The organism is Streptomyces sp. NPDC107500 (assembly GCF_055582785.1).
On the sequence record NZ_JBVJPF010000001.1, the window covers coordinates 812,292 to 830,514 of the forward strand.

At 73.2% G+C, this 18,223-nt stretch carries 15 protein-coding genes and 1 riboswitch; of the genes, 5 read left to right on the forward strand and 10 right to left on the reverse strand.

The window, feature by feature from the left end:
* The first annotated feature begins 150 nt into the window (after nucleotides 1–150).
* Nucleotides 151–2,250, forward strand: a complete 2,100-nt coding sequence (locus ACZ67M_RS03545) for a bifunctional glycosyltransferase 87/phosphatase PAP2 family protein (RefSeq protein WP_469849409.1) — start codon at nucleotides 151–153, stop codon at nucleotides 2,248–2,250.
* Here ACZ67M_RS03545 and ACZ67M_RS03550 read toward each other — a convergent pair.
* The 4 genes from ACZ67M_RS03550 to ACZ67M_RS03565 all read right to left on the reverse strand — a co-directional run bounded on the left by ACZ67M_RS03550 (nucleotide 2,204) and on the right by ACZ67M_RS03565 (nucleotide 6,570).
* Nucleotides 2,204–3,859, reverse strand: coding sequence for a hypothetical protein (locus tag ACZ67M_RS03550; RefSeq protein WP_361355277.1), 1,656 nt, complete (start codon nucleotides 3,857–3,859; stop codon nucleotides 2,204–2,206). The genes ACZ67M_RS03545 and ACZ67M_RS03550 overlap by 47 nt on opposite strands.
* A gap of 129 nt (nucleotides 3,860–3,988) precedes the next feature.
* A complete protein-coding gene (locus ACZ67M_RS03555) occupies nucleotides 3,989–5,128 on the reverse strand; it encodes a hypothetical protein (RefSeq protein WP_469849411.1) in 1,140 nt (379 codons plus the stop codon).
* 132 nt (nucleotides 5,129–5,260) lie between these two features.
* Nucleotides 5,261–5,980, reverse strand: coding sequence for a cysteine hydrolase family protein (locus ACZ67M_RS03560; RefSeq protein WP_392235004.1), 720 nt, complete (start codon nucleotides 5,978–5,980; stop codon nucleotides 5,261–5,263).
* A complete protein-coding gene (locus tag ACZ67M_RS03565) occupies nucleotides 5,980–6,570 on the reverse strand; it encodes a cysteine hydrolase family protein (protein WP_392235002.1) in 591 nt (196 codons plus the stop codon). The genes ACZ67M_RS03560 and ACZ67M_RS03565 overlap by 1 nt, the downstream gene beginning before the upstream one ends.
* Nucleotides 6,571–6,727: 157 nt before the next feature.
* Between ACZ67M_RS03565 and ACZ67M_RS03570 the strand changes: the two genes are divergently transcribed.
* Nucleotides 6,728–7,720, forward strand: coding sequence for a GlxA family transcriptional regulator (locus ACZ67M_RS03570; RefSeq protein ID WP_361355285.1), 993 nt, complete (start codon nucleotides 6,728–6,730; stop codon nucleotides 7,718–7,720).
* A gap of 60 nt (nucleotides 7,721–7,780) precedes the next feature.
* Here ACZ67M_RS03570 and ACZ67M_RS03575 read toward each other — a convergent pair whose 3' ends face one another.
* The 6 genes from ACZ67M_RS03575 to ACZ67M_RS03600 all read right to left on the reverse strand — a co-directional run bounded on the left by ACZ67M_RS03575 (nucleotide 7,781) and on the right by ACZ67M_RS03600 (nucleotide 14,450).
* Nucleotides 7,781–8,626, reverse strand: coding sequence for an ECF transporter S component (locus ACZ67M_RS03575; protein ID WP_469849414.1), 846 nt, complete (start codon nucleotides 8,624–8,626; stop codon nucleotides 7,781–7,783).
* Entirely contained in the window at nucleotides 8,623–10,320 is a 1,698-nt protein-coding gene (locus tag ACZ67M_RS03580) for an ABC transporter ATP-binding protein (RefSeq protein WP_469849416.1), read from the reverse strand. Before ACZ67M_RS03580 ends, ACZ67M_RS03575 begins: the two co-directional genes overlap by 4 nt.
* Nucleotides 10,317–11,525 carry an energy-coupling factor transporter transmembrane component T gene (locus ACZ67M_RS03585; RefSeq protein WP_469849418.1) on the reverse strand — a complete coding sequence of 403 codons (1,209 nt, stop codon included), beginning with the start codon at nucleotides 11,523–11,525 and terminating at the stop codon, nucleotides 10,317–10,319. Before ACZ67M_RS03585 ends, ACZ67M_RS03580 begins: the two co-directional genes overlap by 4 nt.
* Nucleotides 11,512–12,177: an SCO2322 family protein gene (locus tag ACZ67M_RS03590; protein WP_361355292.1), complete on the reverse strand. Its 666-nt coding sequence runs from the start codon at nucleotides 12,175–12,177 to the stop codon at nucleotides 11,512–11,514. Before ACZ67M_RS03590 ends, ACZ67M_RS03585 begins: the two co-directional genes overlap by 14 nt.
* Nucleotides 12,174–13,418, reverse strand: a complete 1,245-nt coding sequence (locus ACZ67M_RS03595; RefSeq protein WP_469849419.1) for a prenyltransferase/squalene oxidase repeat-containing protein — start codon at nucleotides 13,416–13,418, stop codon at nucleotides 12,174–12,176. Before ACZ67M_RS03595 ends, ACZ67M_RS03590 begins: the two co-directional genes overlap by 4 nt.
* A 155-nt stretch (nucleotides 13,419–13,573) precedes the next feature.
* A riboswitch (cobalamin riboswitch) is annotated at nucleotides 13,574–13,637 on the reverse strand.
* A 147-nt stretch (nucleotides 13,638–13,784) separates the two neighbouring features.
* Nucleotides 13,785–14,450 (reverse strand): TetR family transcriptional regulator, encoded by a 666-nt coding sequence (locus tag ACZ67M_RS03600; protein WP_361355528.1) that lies wholly within the window; start codon nucleotides 14,448–14,450, stop codon nucleotides 13,785–13,787.
* A gap of 203 nt (nucleotides 14,451–14,653) precedes the next feature.
* On the opposite strand from ACZ67M_RS03600, the gene ACZ67M_RS03605 reads away from it, so the two are divergent.
* Genes ACZ67M_RS03605 through ACZ67M_RS03615 form a run of 3 tightly spaced genes read left to right on the forward strand, consistent with a single transcriptional unit; the run spans nucleotide 14,654 to nucleotide 17,858 of the window.
* Complete coding sequence (locus tag ACZ67M_RS03605; protein ID WP_392008881.1) at nucleotides 14,654–16,045, forward strand: glycosyltransferase family 4 protein; 1,392 nt, start codon at nucleotides 14,654–14,656, stop codon at nucleotides 16,043–16,045.
* Nucleotides 16,039–16,773: a class I SAM-dependent methyltransferase gene (locus ACZ67M_RS03610; protein WP_114532740.1), complete on the forward strand. Its 735-nt coding sequence runs from the start codon at nucleotides 16,039–16,041 to the stop codon at nucleotides 16,771–16,773. The genes ACZ67M_RS03605 and ACZ67M_RS03610 overlap by 7 nt, the downstream gene beginning before the upstream one ends.
* Nucleotides 16,770–17,858: a prenyltransferase gene (locus ACZ67M_RS03615; protein ID WP_469849421.1), complete on the forward strand. Its 1,089-nt coding sequence runs from the start codon at nucleotides 16,770–16,772 to the stop codon at nucleotides 17,856–17,858. Before ACZ67M_RS03610 ends, ACZ67M_RS03615 begins: the two co-directional genes overlap by 4 nt.
* The last annotated feature ends 365 nt before the right edge of the window (nucleotides 17,859–18,223 follow it).

The following is an 18,223-nucleotide window of genomic DNA, read 5'->3' on the forward strand; positions in this document are numbered from 1 at the left end:
GGAACCAATCGCGGACGGCGGTCAGGTTGATCGGGGGCTGCCTGCGTCTCCTCCCGGGGGTGGTGCGAGCCTCATAGGGTTCGCAGGAAAGACACACTGCGTACACGAGCGCGGTACGGGCGGTTCTACGGGGCGGGAGGCCGACGAGGCGTGGCGAATGCGGAGCACAGTGGGCGACCGGCGGAGTCCTTCGGAGCGTCGGCCGCCGACGCGACCAGAGCAAGGCTGCGCGCCGCGCGCCTGGGCCTGTGGCTGATCGCCGCCGTCCTCGCCGCACGGCAGCTGGCCGCGGTGCTCGGCACACCGCGCGGCGAACGCCTGACGGACCTGGAGACCTGGGTCGGTGAGCACGGCGTCCTGCATGTGAAGGGGTCGCTGTACGAATCCACGCAGTTCACCGGCACCCCATTCGTGGGCCTCGTCCTCAAGCCCTTCACCCGCGCCGCCGAACAGGCCCTCGGCTGGGGCTGGACCTTCGGCTCGCTGCTGCTGGTCGTGGCCCTCGGCCTGGTCGCCGCCCGCGCCCTGCCGCAGCCCGTCGGCCGCCGTACGGCGCTGCTGGCGGCGCCCGTGGCCGTCAGCCTGCTGATGCTGTCCCTGCCGGTGCGCAACGCGCTGTGGCTCGGCCAGACCAGCATCATCCCGGTGCTGCTCGTCCTGGTCGGCTGCTTCGCGGTGCGCGGCGCGCACGGTGACCGGATCGGCGGCGTCCTCATCGGCGTCGCCGCGGCCTTCCAGCCGACCGTCCTGCTCTTCGTCCCCCTGCTGTGGTTCACCGACCGCAGACGCGCCGCCGTGTCCACGGGGGTCACGTTCGTCGCCTGCACCGCCGTCGCCTGGGCGGCGATGGCGCAGGACTCGTACACCTACTGGGTGCACCACATGGCCGGCGTGGGCCTGGGCGGCGAGGCCGACGACCTCGCCAACCAGTCACTGCACGGTGCCCTGCTGCGGCTCGGGCTCTCCGGCCCGCTGGAGATCGTCCTCTTCCTCGTCCTCGGCGCGGCCGTCGCCGGCCTCGCCCTGCGCCGCGCCGTGCGCTACGCCCGCGACGGCCAGCTGCTGCTCGCGGTCGCCGTGACCGGCTGCGCGGCCGTCGTGGTCTCCCCGGCCACCTGGCAGCACCAGCTGCTGTGGGTGCTGCCCGCCCTGGTCGGCCGGGTCGGCAAGCGCGCCTCCGACCGGTACGTGTGGCCGGTCGCCGTCGTCCTGGTCATGACGCTGCCCGCCAAGATGATGCTGCCGAACATGGCCGCGCTCTACCCGCTGCGCGACAACGTGGTCCTGCTCGCGGCGCTGGCCGCCGCCGTCGCCGTGCCCTTCCTGCCCCGCACGTCGCCGTACTTCGACATGCCGGTCCCGACGAGCCACGCCCCGGCGGTACCGACCCGCTTCAAGCACGTCCCCCTGCTTCCGTTCCTGCGCCGGGTCCTCACCCGCCCGAACCTGCTCCTGGAGCTGCTCCTCATCCGGGTCACGTACGCCGCCTACTCCCAGGTCCGCCTCGCGGCGACCGGCGGCAGCAACTCGGCGGGCCGGGCCCGCGCCGAGGAGCACGGGTGGCAGATCCTCGACATCGAGCGCTTCCTGCACATCGACATCGAGCACGCCGTCAACCACGCGGTGGTGAAGGTCGGCTGGCTGCGGGACTTCTTCGACTTCTACTACACGTCGTTCCACTTCGTCGTCCCGCTGGCGGTCCTGGGCGTCCTGTACTGGCGCCGTCCGGTCGACTACCGCTGGGCCCGTGCCTCCCTGGGCTTCGCCACCCTGCTGGCCCTGGTCGGCTTCTGGCTGTACCCGCTGGCCCCGCCGCGGCTGATGCCGGGGCTCGGCATCATCGACACGGTGCACGGCGTGCAGGACTTCACGAAGCCGGACTACGGCACCCTGACGCACCTCACCAACCAGTACGCGGCGATGCCGTCCCTGCACTTCGGCTGGTCGCTCTGGTGCGGCGTGGCGATCGCGATCATCGCGCCGAGGATGTGGATGAAGGCGCTGGGCCTGCTCCACCCCCTCTTCACCGCCTCGGCCATCGTGGCGACCGGCAACCACTGGCTCCTGGACGCGGTGGGCGGCGCGGCCGTGGTCGCCGCGGGCTTCGGCCTGACCTACCTGTTCCAGGGCCCGCGGGCCAGGACCCTCACGGCGGCGGCGGTCACCGCGAACACGCCCGAGTCCGGGGCCGCTTCGGAAGGGGTCAGCAGCGATCCGCCGAGCCCGGCGAAGGACCGTACCGGGAGCTGAGCCGGTACTCACCCGGCGCCTCGACGGTCAGCCGGGTGAAGTCGCCGTCCCGTGCGAGGCAGCCGCCGTCGGACCGCAGCCACGGCGACCAGGCGACCCGCACGGTCACCGCGCCGGGCCGGTCCACCCGCAGCACGAGGTCGACGCCGGTGCTGCTCACGACGGTGCCGGGGGCGGAGACGAGCGGTACGGCGTCCCGCACCCGGTAGACCCTCCAGTGGGGGTCCTGCCAGACCGGCTCCAGCCAGTCGGGCCGCAGGTCCGGGTCGCGCACCAGTGCCGCCTCGGCCCTGGCCGGGCCGTCCGGCTTGCCGAGCGGGAGGACGACGAAACCGACCGCCCAGTGGTCCAGCCAGGACCGGTAGGTGGCCGCGGAGAAGCTGCCGTCGTAGAAGAGGCGGGCGCGCTCCACGTCGAGCTGCCGGTTCCAGCCCCGGGCCAGATTGACGTGCGGGGCGAGCCGGGCGGCCTCGCGGTGGTCGCGGGCGGGCACCACCTCCACCCGCGTACGGTCGGCGCCCAGCCCTTCCAGCGCCCGCACGACCCCGTCCGTCTCGGCCGCCCAGGCGGGCACCACGGTGTACTCCCGCAGGTCGTCGGCGGTCTTCTTGCCCACCCAGCCGACCGAGAAGACGAGCGCGACGGCGAGCAGCCCGCGCGCGAAGCGCCGCAGCCGGGCGGTCACGGGCGGCGGCGGGCCGTGGAGCAGGGCCGCGCACAGCACGGCGGGAGCGAACAGTTCCGCGAACCGTTCGACGTTCGTCCCGACGGGCGAGGCGACGAGGTACGTCAGTACGGTGCCGATCGCGTAGACGGCCCCGCCCCACCGGGCGACCCGCCAGGTACGCGGGGCCAGCACGGTGACGGCGAGGCCGAGCGCGACCGGCGGCCCTATGCGGTCCGCCGGCATCGGCTGCTCCCCGCTGAAGGGGAAGAGCAGCGTCGTCAGCCCGACGACGGCGGCCGGGGGTATGAGGAGCACGAGCGCGCGCCCCCAGTCCCGCACCATCAGGTACCCGGCCCCCACCACGGCGAGGAACAGCCCGGCCACCGGCGAGGCCAGGGTGGCCAGCGCCGCGTACCCGGCGGCGAGGTACAGCCTCCGCTCCCGGACCAGCGGCACGCAGGCGGCCACGGCGAAGGCGACGCCGAGCGCGAAGGTGGTCCGGCCCGAGGCGACGTTGCACCACAGCGCGAGCGACCCGAGCAGCGCGGGCCCGAGCGGGCGGCGCACCCCGCACCGCACGATCAGCACGGCCGTCAGCCAGGAGGCGGCCAGGCCGGCGACCAGGGTGACCGTGCGCACCCCGAGCAGGGCCATCAAGTACGGCGAGATGACGCTGTAGTTGGCGGAGTGCATCCCGCCGTACCAGAACAGCCCGTACGCCGAACCCCCGTGCCGCGAGGCGAAGTCCGCCCACGCCTGCTGGGCGGCGAGATCGCCCCCGCCGGTGGCGAGAAACACCCACCACACCGCGTAGAGCGGGATGATGGGCAGCGTGGCGAGCAACGGCACGCGATGCCGGTGCCCGAAGGCACGCAGGGCATCGCTCGCGCGTCTCTCCTGACGCCGATCGGGCCTGAGGACGGTGAGTTCGGCAGGGACCACGGTCGGGGTTTCCGTTCGGCGTCATCGGGGTGCACGGCTGGTGCACGTGCGAAGACGATAATTCGAACAGAAAAGTTGACCGGGTCTGGTCAGATCATGCGGAAGCCCTGTCGTCCCTCCCCCCGGTGATCACACCGCCGCGGTGCGTCCCGTGATCGGGCAGGCGCCGGCCGTCGCCGCCGCCGTACCGAGGGCGGCGGTCCTGGCGGTGGGCGCCATGCCGCCGATCTGCTGGAGGATCTCGTCGGAGAGCAGGTCCTCCTTGCCCTTGAGGGCGTCCGCGACCTTGAGGTCGGTGTTGAAGACCATCTCGGCGGCGACGTTGTCCTGCACGATGCGGGCCAGGTTGTCGAGCGCGACGAGGATCGGGTCCGAGGGGGTCTCCACGGTCGGCAGATCGATGAGGTGGGTGCCCACCTTCGCCTGGTTCATGGTGCGGCGGATGATGATGGACGCCTGGTTCAGCTCGGCCGTGGTCCAGATCGACAGGACGGTGACGTAGAGGTCGCTCCACGCCTTCTCGCCGATCAGCGTGCGCCACCGCTTCATGAGGCCTTCGATGCCGGTGATCTGCGCGGTGGCGGCGAAGGTCATGTTGACGCGGATGGCCGGGTAGACCGTCGCGGCGAACCGGTTGAACGACACCATGTCGAACGACTCGGCCGCGACGGAGGCGTCGATGAACTTGACGGCCTCACCGAGGATCTTGTCGCAGGAGTTCTCCAGGTCCAGGGGGAGGTTCGCGGTGCCGAGCCTGGTGTGTGCCGACTGGAGTGCGGTCTTGAAGGCGTTCAGCGGGGTGATCCAGCCCTTGTCGCCGGGCGCCTTGGTGACGACCATGTCGAGGTCGTGCGGGTCGATGCGGTCCGCGTTGGGGATGTTGGGGACCCGGTCGCTGAGGTAGGCGGCGAGCACCGAGAAGACGCCCAAGGGGACGTGGGCGATCGACTTGGCCAGTTCGAAGTACTCCGGCACCGGGTCGACGGTCTCGACCTGCTTGCCGTTGCTGATGAGGGTGAAGCGTCCGCCGACCGCGTTGTTGGAAACGACGATGACGGGACTGAGTTGCGTCGTCAGTTCGCTCTTGAGCGTCGCGTAGTTGGCGCGCATCTTCGCGTTGACGGCGCGTATCGCGTCGCGTGCCGCCTTCTCGTCGGTCGCGGTGACTCCCGCTGTGGCCGCCGAGGCGGTGGAGGCCGATTGGCCGGTGAACAGCGTTGCCGCCCCGACGGCCGACGCGGTACCCAGAAAACCTCTACGTGTTGCCATGCCCCGTTGTTCTGCTTTCTTCAGTGAGTGAAGTGCCTTTTGGCGATGTGGGGGGAAACAGCGTGGGGGGAGTTCAGGGTGGGGGGATCCCAAGGTGGGGGAGTTCAGGGTGGGGTGGGGTGGGGTGAAACCTCAGGTCAGGGACTTCTGCGACGGCACGACGACTCCGTAGAGGTCCTGGACCGTGGCGAGGGCCGCCTCGTGGACCTGCTCCGCGGGAATGCCGTTCGGCTTGCCCTTCAGCGGCAGCGGCCGGGTCGCGGAGGCGTCCGCGACCACCGTCGGGGCGTTGCCGTTGAGGAACGCGCCCTGAGCGGTGAACAGGGTGCACATGTTCGTCATGAAGCCGGCGACGATGACGTTCTTGTTGCCGGCCTTCTTGACCTGTTCGGCGAGATCGGTGCCGTGGAACGCGTTCGGGACGCTCTTCTCGACGACGGGCTCGCCCTTGGCCGGCTTGAGCGCCGGGATGATCCGGCCCGCCTCCGACTTCAGGTCGTAGCCCTTGTCGACGATGTGGATGACCGGGGTGCCGGCCTTCCGGGCCCGTTTCAGCAGCGCTTCGGCGTTGTCCACGGCCGGCTTCCAGCCGTCGAGTTCCATCACACCGGAGGTGTAGGTGTTCTGGTAGTCGACGAGGATGAGCGTCGCGTCGGAGAGCGTGGCCGGCGTCTCGTCGAACTTGTTGAGCTGCCGCAGCGTCGTCGTGTCCTTCGCGACGTTCGTCGCGGTGGTGGCGGAGGCCGACGGCTCGCCCTTGCCGGTGGCGGCCTCGGACTCACCGCCGCACGCCGTGGCGGTGACGGAAAGGACGGCGGCGGCGAGTGCGACGGCCGGACGGGGCAGCTTCATCAGGAGATCTCCTTCTGGGACGGAACGACGACCCCGTACAGGTCTGCGATGGTGGCGAGGGCGCTGTCGTGCACCTGACGGGCGTCCAGTTCGGCGCCTGCGACCGGCAGCGCGCGGGTGGCGCACGCGTCGGCGACGACGGTGGGGCGGTTGCCGCGCAGGAAGGCGCCCTGGGCGGTGAAGGCCACGCACATGTGCGTCATGAAGCCGGCGAGGACGAGGTCGGTGTTGCCGGCGGCGTCGACGTGCTGGTCGAGGTCCGTACCGACGAACGCGTTCGGCGCCTTCTTGACGACCACGGGCTCACCGTCGAGCGGTGCCACGCTCGGGTGGATGGCGCCGATCTCGGCACGGATGTCGTAGGGGGTGCCCTCGCCGCCGTCGTTGACGACGTGGACGATCTTCGTGCCCTCCTGACGGGCCCGCGCCAGGAGCCGGGCGCCGGCGTCGAGCGCGTCCTGCCAGCCGTCCAGTTCCATGACGCCGGTCGTGTAGGTGTTCTGGTAGTCGATCAGGACCAGGGTCGAGCCGGCGAGCTTCGCGGGGGTGTCGTCGAAGCCGTTGAGCTGGCGCAGCGTGGTTCTGGGCATGGGAAACCGCCTCAAGTAGTAGAGCTGGTAGGGCAGTTCATCACCGCGATGACCTGCGCCTACGACGCTACGGCCCACCTGCGGTGTCGGCAATGTCGTCTAACATGCAGATACCGACATGGGTGTCGGTGTGGGTGTTGCCGAGCGTGGGGGTCCCGTGAACACCGTCGGACGGCTGATCGTCATCTTCCTCTTCGAGGACGTCGACCTGCTCGACGTCACCGGACCGCCGGAGGTGTTCTCCCTCGCGCGCCGGGAGACGCACGAGGCGGCGGGCTACGACGTCGTCCTCGCCGCGGAGACCATGGACCCGGTCACCACCGGGGCAGGGGTGCGGATCCTGCCCGACGTCACCTTCGACGAACTGTCCGAGCGGAGCATCGACACCCTGATCGTGCCCGGCGCGGTGCGGGTCGACGATCAGCGCGGCGTCCACCCGCGCACCGACCCGGCAGTGGTGGAGCGGGTGCGGCGACTGGCCGGGCGGACCCGACGGGTCACGTCCGTCTGTGTGGGGGCGCACATCCTCGCCGCGGCCGGACTCCTCGACGGCAAGCGCGCCACCACCCACTGGTCGACGGCGCAGCAGCTGGCCGCCGATCACCCTGAGGTCGAGGTCGACGCCGACCCGATCTTCATTCGCGAGGGCGATGTGTGGACCGGTGCCGGTATCAGCGCCTGCCTCGACCTTTCCCTGGCCCTCATCGCCGACGACCTCGGTGAGGCGGTGGCGCTGCGCGTGGCCCGGCAGTTGGTGATGTACCTGAAACGGCCGAGCGGGCAGAGCCAGTTCAGCGTCCCGCTGGAACAGGTCTCCACGACCCGGCGCGTCGAGGAGCTGCGCCACCACATCATGCGCAACCTCGCCGAACCGCTCACCGTCGCCGACCTCGCCGCCCGCCTCCACGTGGGCGACCGCCAGCTCACCCGCATCTTCAAGACCGAACTCGGCACGACCCCGCACGCCTACATCGAGTCCGCCCGCGTCGAGGCGGCCCGCCACCAGCTCGAATCCACCGACGCGACCCTGGAGCGTCTCGCCACCACCTGTGGCTTCGGCACCGTCGACACGCTGGTCAGAGCCTTCCGCCGCCGCCTCGACACGACCCCTACGGAGTACCGGCGGCGGTTCCGGACGGCATCCGGCTGAGCTTCGCCGCCGGCCAGACGACCGGTCCCCGCCCGGTCCGTCTCGCGAACCTGGTCGCCGTCAGCCCTTCTCGGGGTCCTCGAAGGCGACCGGGGCCTCGAAGGCCGCTCTGCGGGTGGCGCGGCGCAGGGCCCTGAGGATCGGGGGGCCCAGGGTGAGGGTCAGGACGACCGTCATCGCGGCGCGGCCGCCGTCCCAGCCGAGGGACGTGGCCAGGCAGTAGGCGAGGAAGCGGGCCAGGTTGGAGGCGACCGACGCGTCCGGGTCGAAGGCGATGTTCGAGGCGAGGGTGTTCATGAAGGTCCAGCCCGCCAGGTTCATCACCGTGCCGTAGGCGAAGGCGGCCAGGAAACCGTAGGCGGCCAGCATGAGCAGCTCCGTCCGGCCGCGCAGGCGGTCGGGGCCGGGCAGCAGCCCCGCGCCCATCGTGAACCAGCCCATCGCCAGCATCTGGAACGGCATCCACGGCCCCACCCCGCCGGTGAGCAGCGCGGACGCGAACATCGTGACCGAGCCGAGGACGAAGCCGAAGCCCGGGCCGAGGACCCGGCCGCTGAGGACCATCAGGAAGAACATCGGCTCCAGACCGGCCGTCCCCGCGCCGATGGGGCGCAGGGCCGCGCCCGCCGCCGCCAGGACGCCGAGCATCGCCACGGCCTTCGGGCCCAGGCCGGACTCCGAGATCGTCGCCGCCACCACGGCCACCAGCAGCACCAGCAGGCCCGCGAACAGCCACGGCGCGTCCTGGGCGTGCGCGTTGAGGGAGGCGTCCGGCGGGGCAAGGAAGGGCCACCCGAAGCCGGCCACGCCCACGGCGCTGACCAGGATCAGCGCGGCGACCGAGCGGGGGCCCAGGCGGACGGCGCGGGCCTGGCGGTCGCGGGGGGCGGTGCCGTTGCCGGTCATGCCAGGGCCTCCCGTACCTGCGCGACCGTGAGCCACTTGCGGGGGGCCAGGACCTTCGCCACCTGCGGCGCGAAGGACGGGGAGGCCACCACCACGTCCGCGGCCGGGCCGTCGGCGATCACCTCGCCCTCGGCGAGCAGCACCACCCGGTGGGCCAGCTCGGCGGCCAGCTCCACGTCGTGCGTGGCCAGCACGATCGCGTGCCCCTCGGCCGCCAGGCCGCGCAGGATGCCGGCCAGCCGGGCCTTCGCCGCGTAGTCCAGGCCGCGCGTCGGCTCGTCCAGCAGGAGGAGGGGAGGGCGGGCCGTCAGGACCACGGACAGCGCGAGGGTGAGGCGTTGTCCCTCCGAGAGGTCCCGGGGGTGGGTGTCGTCCGTGACGCCGGGGAGCAGTTCGGTTAGCAGGGCGCGGCAGGTGCCGGGCGCCGCGTCCGCGTCCCGGTCGGCGGCCACGCACTCGCCGGCGACCGTGTCGGCGTACAGCAGGTCCCGCGGTTCCTGGGGGACCAGGCCGACGCGGCGTACGAGGTCGCGGGGGGCCGTGCGGTGCGGCACGGCGCCGCCCGCCCGGACCGTGCCGGAGGACGGGGCGACGAGGCCGACGAGCGCGGACAGGAGCGTCGACTTGCCCGCGCCGTTGCGGCCCATCAGGGCGACGGTCTCGCCGGGGGAGACGGTCAGGTCGATGTGGCGCAGGGCCTGGACGCGGTCGCGGCGCACGGCGAGGGAGCGGACCTCGGCGGCGTACGGGGCCGCGGTGGGGGCGGCGGTCGGCCGCGGGGCCCTGGCGCCGAGGAGCCGCCGGCGGCGGGGGGCGGCGCCGAGGGCGGGCGGTGCGGGCAGTACCGCCGTCGGCGGGGTGTGCTCCGGGATCCGGCGGCCGGCGAGCCGTTCCCGCAGCGGGGCCGCGCGGCGGCGGGCGTCGCGGATCGTCAGCGGCAGCGGGGACCAGCCGGCCAGCCTGCCCAGGCCCACCACCGGCGGGTACACCGGGGACACGGCCATCACGTCCGCGGGGGCGCCGGGCACCGGCGCGGCACCCGGGGCCGGGAGCAGCACGACCTGGTCGGCGTACTGGATGACCCGCTCCAGGCGGTGCTCGGCCATCAGGACCGTCGTACCGAGGTCGTGCACGAGGCGCTGGAGGACGGCCAGGACCTCCTCGGCGGCGGCGGGGTCCAGGGCGGACGTCGGCTCGTCCAGGACCAGCACGTCGGGATGCGGGGTGAGTACCGAGCCGATGGCGACCCGCTGCTGCTGGCCGCCGGAGAGCGTGGCGATGGGGCGGGCGCGGAGGTCGGAGAGGCCCAGCAGGTCGAGGGTCTCCTCGACCCGGCGGCGCATCACGTCGGGGGCCAGGCCGAGTGACTCCATGCCGTAGGCCAGCTCCTCCTCGACGGTGTCCGTCACGAAGTGGGAGAGCGGGTCCTGGCCCACCGTGCCGACCACGTCGGCCAGTTCACGCGGCTTGTGGGTGCGGGTGTCGCGGCCGGCCACGGTGACCCTGCCGCGCAGCGTGCCGCCGGTGAAGTGCGGGACGAGGCCGCCGACCGCGCCGAGGACGGTGGACTTGCCGACGCCGGACGGGCCCGCGAGGAGGACCAGTTCGCCCTCCGGGACCTCGAAGTCCACTCCCTGGATGGCTGGTCGGGTCGTTCCGTCGTACGTGACCGACACGTTCTCGAAGCGGATCACGACGGCTCCTTCGCGGCGGTCTCGGGTGCGGGGGTGACGAACGCCGGGAGCAGGCCGACGAGGATCGCGGCGGCCGGCCACAGCGGGAGCGACGGCGCGACCAGCGGGACCACGCCCGGGTGCAGCGCCGCCGGGTCGCGGGCGGCGGCGAGGAACAGCGCCGCCGCGACCGCCACGCCGGAGCCGGTGACCAGCCAGGCGCGGGCGTCCCAGCGGTCCGGGCGGTAGCGGGTGCGGACCGTGCGCCGCCCGCCGAGCCATAGGCCCGCAAGCGCGGCGGCGAGGCCGACGACGAGGACGGGGATGCCGTACGTGCCGCCCGCGGCGGTCAGCAGCCCGTACGTCCCCGCGCAGACGCCGAGCAGGCCGCCCAGGGTGAGGGCGGCGGTGGTACGGCGGACGGCGGTGGGGACCTGGGCGGTACGGCCGTAGCCGCGGGCGTCCATCGCGGCGGCGAGGGCGACGGAGCGCTCCAGGGCGCCCTCCAGTACCGGGAGTCCGACCTGGAGCAGGCCGCGTACGCCGTTGTCGGGGCGGCCCCGGAGGCGGCGGGCGGCGCGCAGGCGCTGGACGTCGGCGATGAGGTTCGGCCCGAAGGTGAGGGCGACGACGACGGCGACCCCCATCTCGTACAGGGCGCCGGGGAGGGACTTGAGGAGGCGGGAGGGGTTGGCGAGGGCGTTCGCGGCGCCGACGCAGATGAGGAGCGTGGCGAGCTTCATCGCGTCGTACAGGGCGAAGGCGAGGCCCTCGGCGGTGACCCGGCCGCCCAGCCGGATGCCCTGCGCCCAGTCGGGGAGCGGGACTTCGGGGAGCGTGACGAGGGTGTGGGTGCCGGGGATGGGGGAGCCGAGGACCGTGGTGAAGAGGAGGCGGATGACGAGGACGGCCAGGGCGAGCTTGACGAAGGCGCCGTAGGAACGGGACCAGGGGGCGTGGGGGCGGCGGGAGATCACGACGTAGGCGGAGACGGCGACGAGGAGGGCGAGGAGGAGGGGGTTGGTGGTGCGGGTGGCGGCGGTACCGAGGGCGAGGGCCCAGAGCCACCAGGCGCCGGGGTGGAGGGGGGTGGAGCCCCGGTGGGGGGTGGGTGCGCCGAACCGGGGTGGCGCGGTGGCGGTGCGCCGGTGGCCGGGGGCAGGCTGGGTGGGGCGGGGGTCCCCGGGCGGTGTGGGGCCGGTGGCTTCGGGGTCAGTCGCCGGCATTTCTGCGCCGCCTCGCTTGCCACGTCGTCGCCCCCGCCAGGACCGCGACCACCGCGATACCCGCGATCAGGCCGACGGACGGTCCGCCGTCCTCGTCCGCGCCGTCCTCCTCGGCCCGCCGCCCCGGCGACGCGCCGGCCGTCGGGCTGGTCTGTCCCGACACCTGCTCGCCGCAGCCCGACTTCGGGTAGCCGCCGATCGCGCACAGCAGCGCGCTGGTGTTGTACCGGAGCGGGCCCGCGACGTCGGCCAGGGCGTCGGCCGTCGTGGCGTCCGGAGCGACCTGCGCGCAGGCCGTGCGCCGGGGCGGCGGGGTCTCGCCGGACGGCGCGTCGGCCGCCGTACCGAAGTCGAGGACGAGGGCGACCCGCTTGCTGCCGTCCTCGGCCGGGGTCCTCGCGCAGATCGACGCGAAGTCCGCGGCGCCGCGCGGCTTGGCCGCGTCGTCCGAGTTCGCGCTCACCGCGAAGCGGAAGCCCTGGACGTCGCCGTCCGAGGGGCGGGTGAGGGACGGACCCTGGGTGGCGTAGACCCACTGGTCGCCGTCGCGGTCCCAGAAGGACCAGTAGCGGTACCCGGCGGCCTGCGCCTGACCCGCGCTCCCGATCAGCAGGAACGCGGCCAGGAAGAGGAGGACGACGCGGCGGGTCACGGCTGCCGCTTCTTGTTGCGGCCGCTGAGCAGGAAGCCGATGCCGATGCCGAAGACCAGGCAGACGCCGACGAACCACCAGACGCCGAAGCCGGAGTCGTCGTTGTCCTCCTTCTCGTTCTCGTCCGCGGCCCGGTCGCTCGCCGTGGCGGAGTCGCCCGTCCTCGCTCCCTGGGGTGCCGGCCCCGTCGCGTTGAGCCCCTCCACCAGGTCCGTACCGCCGAAGTCGCGGGGGTCGGTGCCCGTGGCGTGGGCGGCGAAGATCAGCTGGGCGTAGGCGGACGGGCCGCTCTCCTTCGCCCACTTCGCGGCGTTCCTCTCCAGCCAGGCCAGCGGCTCGGCCGCCTTGTCCGCGCCGCCCTGCGCGGCGAGCGCGACGACCGCGTCGGCGGTGTTGCCGTAGTCGGGCTGGTCGGGGGAGCCGCCGAGGGCGGACTTGAGGTGGCCGTCCTTGCCGACGGCGGTCGCGAGGTACGCCGCGCCGTTCGCGGCGGCCTGCGCACGGTCGGGCCCGTCGGCGCAGGTGGCGGCGGCCGCCTTCTTGCCGGGCCCGGTGACCAGGCCCTTGCCGAGCCAGCCGAGGACGCCGGCGGCCGTGGCGTCGGCGTTGGGGAGCAGCTTGCCGTCCTTGTCGGGCTGGAAGGCGAAGGCGCCGTCGTCCTTGGAACAGGGGAGGGCGAACGTCAGCAGGGCGTCGTACGGGGACTTGCCGCCCTTGGTGACCTTCGTGGGGTCGGTCTCCGTGGCGGTCAGGGCGCCGATGACGAGGGAGGTGGAGTTCGCGTCGCTGGGTCCGCCGGGGGCGTAGCCCCAGCCGCCGTCCTTGTTCTGCACGGACTTCAGCCATTCGAGGGCGTCCTCGACGACGTCACCGTGTCCGCCGACGGCCCACAGTGCCTGGACCGCGGCGGCGGTCTGGTTGGTGTCGACCATGGTCTTGGCGTCGCACGCCTTGGCGGGGTCGGCACGGTACGGGGCGAAGGAGCCGTTCGCGCACTGCTGGCCGGTGAGCCACTCCACGGCCTTCGACGAAGGGATCACGCCCACGGTGTCCTGCGCGAGCAGCGCGAACGACTGGCGCCAGACGCCGTCGAACTGGGGGTCGCCGGTGCCGAACAGGGCCGGCGGCTGGGACGCGGAGGCTGACGGAGAGGGGTCGGCGGCGACCGCGGGCGCGGCGGCGGCGCCGATCACTGCTGCGGCGGCCAGGACCGCGGCGCTGCCTCGACGGCGGACGTTCATGATCGGCGGGTGCCTTTCCCTGTGCGGGACCGGGCAGCACGGGGCACCCCCGGCGGCTCGGCCCCGTATGCCTCGACGGTGCCCGTGCTCCGGCGGGCGCCGGGCACGTGAGCCGGTCACGTCCGCGCGGGGCATTCCGGCTGGCCGTCCGCGGAGGTCCCTGGGCGGGCGCGGGCGGTTCACGGTTGCGGGTCAGCGCCGGAATTGCACCGGCTTCCCCCCGTACGGGTGATGACGACGCCGCCACTTTACCCGCCCGGGGCGCGCGGGCCGAGGGGCGGCCGGACGGGGGAGCGGGGCGGGTGCGCGGGATCGCAATGTTCGGCCCCTGCCGCGCCGGCCGGCGCGGCGCCGGTCGGGCCGGTGTCACACGTGCGCCGCCGGCCGCCCCGGTCCGGTCTCCGCCAGGTCGAGCAGGCGGCAGACCGTTTCGATGTCCACGCGTACCTGGGTGAGGGAGGCACGGCCGGCGAGCCAGGTGATCAGGGTGGAGAGCCAGGTGTGTTCGATGACGCGGACCGCGGAGAGCTGGGCGGGCGTCGCGTCCTCCATGCCGCCGATCGCGTCCAGGATGATCGCCGTGGTCTGCCGGGAGACCTGGTCGACCTCCGGGGAGACGCTGCGGTCGGCGAAGGTCAGGGCGCGGGCCATCGCCTCGGCCAGCCGGGGTTCGCGTTGCAGCGCGCCGAAGGCCCGCATCAGGGTCTGGGCCACCCGGTCACCGGCCGTGTCGCCGGCCGGCGGGCTCTTGCGCAGGGTGCCGTGCAGCCGCTCCAACTGGTCGTGCATGGTGGCGACCAGGAGATGCACCTTGGACGGGAAGTACCGGTACAGCGTGCCGAGGGCCACCTGTGACGACTCCGCGACCTCGCGCATCTGCACCGCCTCGAAGCCGCCCCGGCAGGCCAGCCGGGCGGTCGCGCGCAGGATGCGGCGGCGGCGCTCCCGCTGCCGCTCGGTGAGCGGCGGGGAAGGGGCGAGGGAGGGGGAGCGGCGCTGCGGAGCAATCGCTTCCGCTTCCGGGTTGTCCACCTTGGTCACCTTCTCCCCGACGTCCGTCCGGCACGGTAGCCCGGCGGAGTGCCGCGCCGTGGCGTGAATCACCTGATCCACTCGTCCCAGCTCCGCTACCTGCCGGTAGATTCGGAGCCTCTGACGATCAAGTCTGAAACTTGTTCTAGATTAACGTCCCGGCGTAGTGTCGCGGGACAGTGCAGTGAGAAGGGGGCCCGGGAGTGACCGCTGAGGCCAGTGGGACGGGTCCCCGTCCGGAGCCCGCCGCCGACGGCTTGCGACCGCTCCGCATCGCCCTCCTCACCTACAAGGGGAACCCGTTCTGCGGCGGCCAGGGCGTCTACGTCCGCCACCTCTCGCGCGAACTGGCCCGCCTCGGCCACCGCGTCGAGGTCGTCGGCGCCCAGCCCTATCCGGTCCTGGACGAGGACCCCGCGGCCGGCGACCGGCTCTCCCTCACCGAGCTGCCCAGCCTCGACCTGTACCGCCAGCCCGACCCCTTCCGCACCCCGGGCCGCGGCGAGTACCGCGACTGGATCGACGCGCTCGAGGTCGGCACGATGTGGACCGGCGGATTCCCGGAGCCGCTGACGTTCTCGCTGCGCGCCCGCCGCCATCTGCGCGCCCGCCGCGGCGACTTCGACGTCGTGCACGACAACCAGACGCTGGGGTACGGACTGCTCGGCGACGTCGGCGCGCCCCTCGTCACCACCATCCACCACCCCATCACCGTCGACCGGCAACTGGAACTCGACGCCGCCGACGGCTGGAAGCGCCGGTACTCCGTGCGCCGCTGGTACGCCTTCACCCGCATGCAGAAGCGCGTCGCGCGCCGCCTGCCGTCCGTGCTCACCGTCTCCGGCACCTCCCGCCAGGAGATCGTCGACCACCTCGGCGTACGGGACGACCGGATCCACGTCGTCCACATCGGCGCCGACACCGACCTGTTCTCGCCCGACCCGTCGGTGCCCCGGGTGCCGGGCCGGATCGTGACCACGTCCAGCGCGGACGTGCCGCTCAAGGGCCTGGTCTTCCTCGTCGAGGCGCTGGCGAAGGCCCGCACCGAGCACCCGCGGGCGCACCTCGTCGTCGTCGGCAAGCGGCCCGCGGAGGGACCCGTCGCCCAGGCGATCGAGCGGTACGGCCTCGAAGGCGCCGTCGAGTTCGTCAAGGGCATCTCCGACGCCGAACTCGTCGACCTGGTGCGGTCGGCGGAGGTGGCGTGCGTGCCGTCGCTGTACGAGGGGTTCTCACTGCCGGCCGCCGAGGCGATGGCGACGGGCACGGCGCTGCTGGCCACCACCGGCGGGGCCGTCCCGGAGGTCGCCGGACCCGACGGGGAGACCTGCCTCGCGGTGCCGCCGGGCGACGCGGACGCGCTGGCCGCCGGCCTGAACCGGCTGCTCGGCGACCGGGAATTGCGGGTGCGGCTCGGCGCGGCCGGACGCGAGCGCGTGCTGCGGCACTTCACCTGGGCCCGCGCCGCCGAGGGCACGGTCGCCCGCTACCGCGAGGCCGTCGGCCCCGACCGGGCCGCCCCGGCGCCCGCCCCCGCGACCCCGACCACCACCAGTGACACCGGCGTCTACCCCGAAAGCAGGGCCACGTGCTGACCGTCGACTTCTCCCGGTTCCCGCTCGCCCCCGGCGACCGCGTACTGGACCTCGGCTGCGGCGCCGGCCGGCACGCGTTCGAGTGCTACCGGCGCGGGGCCCGAGTCGTCGCGCTGGACCGGAACGCCGAGGAAATCCGCGAGGTCGCCAAGTGGTTCGCGGCGATGGAGGAGGCCGGCGAGGCACCGGCCGGCGCCACCGCCACCGCGATGGAGGGCGACGCGCTGGCCCTGCCGTTCCCCGACGAGTCCTTCGACGTGGTCATCATCTCCGAGGTGATGGAGCACATCCACGACGACAAGGGCGTCCTCGCCGAGATGGTCCGGGTGCTCAGGCCCGGCGGCCGCATCGCCGTCACCGTCCCGCGCTACGGCCCCGAGAAGGTCTGCTGGACGCTCTCCGACGCGTACCACGAGGTCGAGGGCGGCCACATCCGCATCTACAAGGCCGACCAGTTGCTCGCCCGCATCCGCGAGGCCGGTCTGCGCCCCTACGGCAGCCACCACGCGCACGCGCTCCACTCGCCGTACTGGTGGCTGAAGTGCGCGTTCGGCGTCGACAACGACAAGGCGCTGCCGGTGCGGGCGTACCACAAGCTGCTGGTCTGGGACATCATGAAGAAGCCGCTGGCGACGCGGGTCGCCGAGCAGGCGCTGAACCCGCTGATCGGCAAGAGCTTCGTGGCGTACGCGACCAAGCCCCACCTGCCGCCGGTGGACGCCGCGTGACATCGCCCCGCGGTCCTCGCACGCCCCGCACCGAGCACCTCGTCCTGCCCGGCGTCCTCACCGACGCCGAGGCCGCCGGGACCGTCCGCGGCATCCTCGCCGTGCAGCGCGAGGACGGGGCGATCCCGTGGTTCCGCGGGCACCATCTCGACCCCTGGGACCACGTCGAGGCGGCGATGGCCCTGGACGCGGCCGACGAGCACGCGGCCGCCGAGCGGGCGTACGCGTGGCTGGCCCGGCACCAGAACGCGGACGGCTCCTGGTACGCGGCCTACGCCGACGGGGACTTCGCCGACGTCACCGACCGGGGCCGGGAGACCAACTTCGTCGCCTACGTCGCCGTCGGCGTCTGGCACCACTACCTCGCCACCGGCGACGACATGTTCCTGGAGCGGATGTGGCCCGTCGTCCACGCGGCGGTCGAGTTCGTGCTGCGGCTCCAGCAGCCCGGCGGGCAGATCGGCTGGCGGCGCGACGAGGACGGCACGGCCACCAAGGACGCGCTGCTGACCGGCAGCTCCTCCGTCCACCACGCGCTGCGCTGCGCGCTGGCGATCGCCGAGCAGCGTGAGGAGCCGCAGCCCGACTGGGAGTTGGCGGCGGGCGCGCTGCGGCACGCCATCCGGCGTCACCCGGAGCGGTTCCTGGACAAGGGCCGGTACTCGATGGACTGGTACTACCCGGTGCTGGGCGGCGCGCTGACCGGCACGGAGGCCAGGTCCCGCATCAAGGAGAGCTGGGACCGCTTCGTCGTCCCCGGCCTCGGCGTGCGCTGCGTCGTGCCCAACCCGTGGGTCACGGGCGGCGAGTCGGCCGAACTCGCCCTCGCCCTGTGGGCGGTGGGCGAGTCCGACCACGCCCTGGAGATCCTCCAGTCCATCCAGCACCTGCGCGACCCGGACAGCGGCCTGTACTGGACGGGCTACGTCTTCGAGGACCAGGCCATCTGGCCCCGCGAACTCACCACCTGGACGGCCGGCTCCCTGCTCCTGGCCGTCGCCGCCCTCGGCGGCCACGAGGCCACCTGCCAGGTCTTCTCCGGCGACCACCTGCCGAGAGGGCTGGACCCGGACTGCTGCGTCTGAGCACGCCGCGGCGCCGTACCCGGTCGGTCCTCGTCGAAGACGAATGCTCAGCGGCGGCCGACGCGGTTGGCGATGGCGTGGCCGATGAAGAGGTAGACCACCGCGGCCAGGCCGTAGCCGGCGACCACGCGGGCCCAGTCCTCGTCGAAGGTGCTGTGTTTTCCGGGGGTGCCCCCCAGACCCCCGGGTCTCGCGACCAGCCGGGGTCTGGACCGGGACGTCTGCGTCTGAGGGTCAGCGGCGGCCGACGCGGTTGGCGATGGCGTGGCCGATGAAGAGGTAGACCACCGCGGCCAGGCCGTAGCCGGCGACCACGCGGGCCCAGTCCTCGTCGAAGGTGCTGTGTTTTCCGGGGGTGCCCCCCC

What these genes read in the sequence shown, in the direction of transcription:
- ACZ67M_RS03585 (WP_469849418.1), bottom strand. Translation starts at nt 11,525, where the DNA reads ATGCCGGCGACTGACCCCGAAGCCACCGGCCCCACACCGCCCGGGGAC.
- ACZ67M_RS03595 (WP_469849419.1), bottom strand. Translation starts at nt 13,418, where the DNA reads ATGAACGTCCGCCGTCGAGGCAGCGCCGCGGTCCTGGCCGCCGCAGCA.
- ACZ67M_RS03555 (WP_469849411.1), bottom strand. Translation starts at nt 5,128, where the DNA reads ATGGCAACACGTAGAGGTTTTCTGGGTACCGCGTCGGCCGTCGGGGCG.
- ACZ67M_RS03575 (WP_469849414.1), bottom strand. Translation starts at nt 8,626, where the DNA reads ATGACCGGCAACGGCACCGCCCCCCGCGACCGCCAGGCCCGCGCCGTC.
- ACZ67M_RS03560 (WP_392235004.1), bottom strand. Translation starts at nt 5,980, where the DNA reads ATGAAGCTGCCCCGTCCGGCCGTCGCACTCGCCGCCGCCGTCCTTTCC.
- ACZ67M_RS03565 (WP_392235002.1), bottom strand. Translation starts at nt 6,570, where the DNA reads ATGCCCAGAACCACGCTGCGCCAGCTCAACGGCTTCGACGACACCCCC.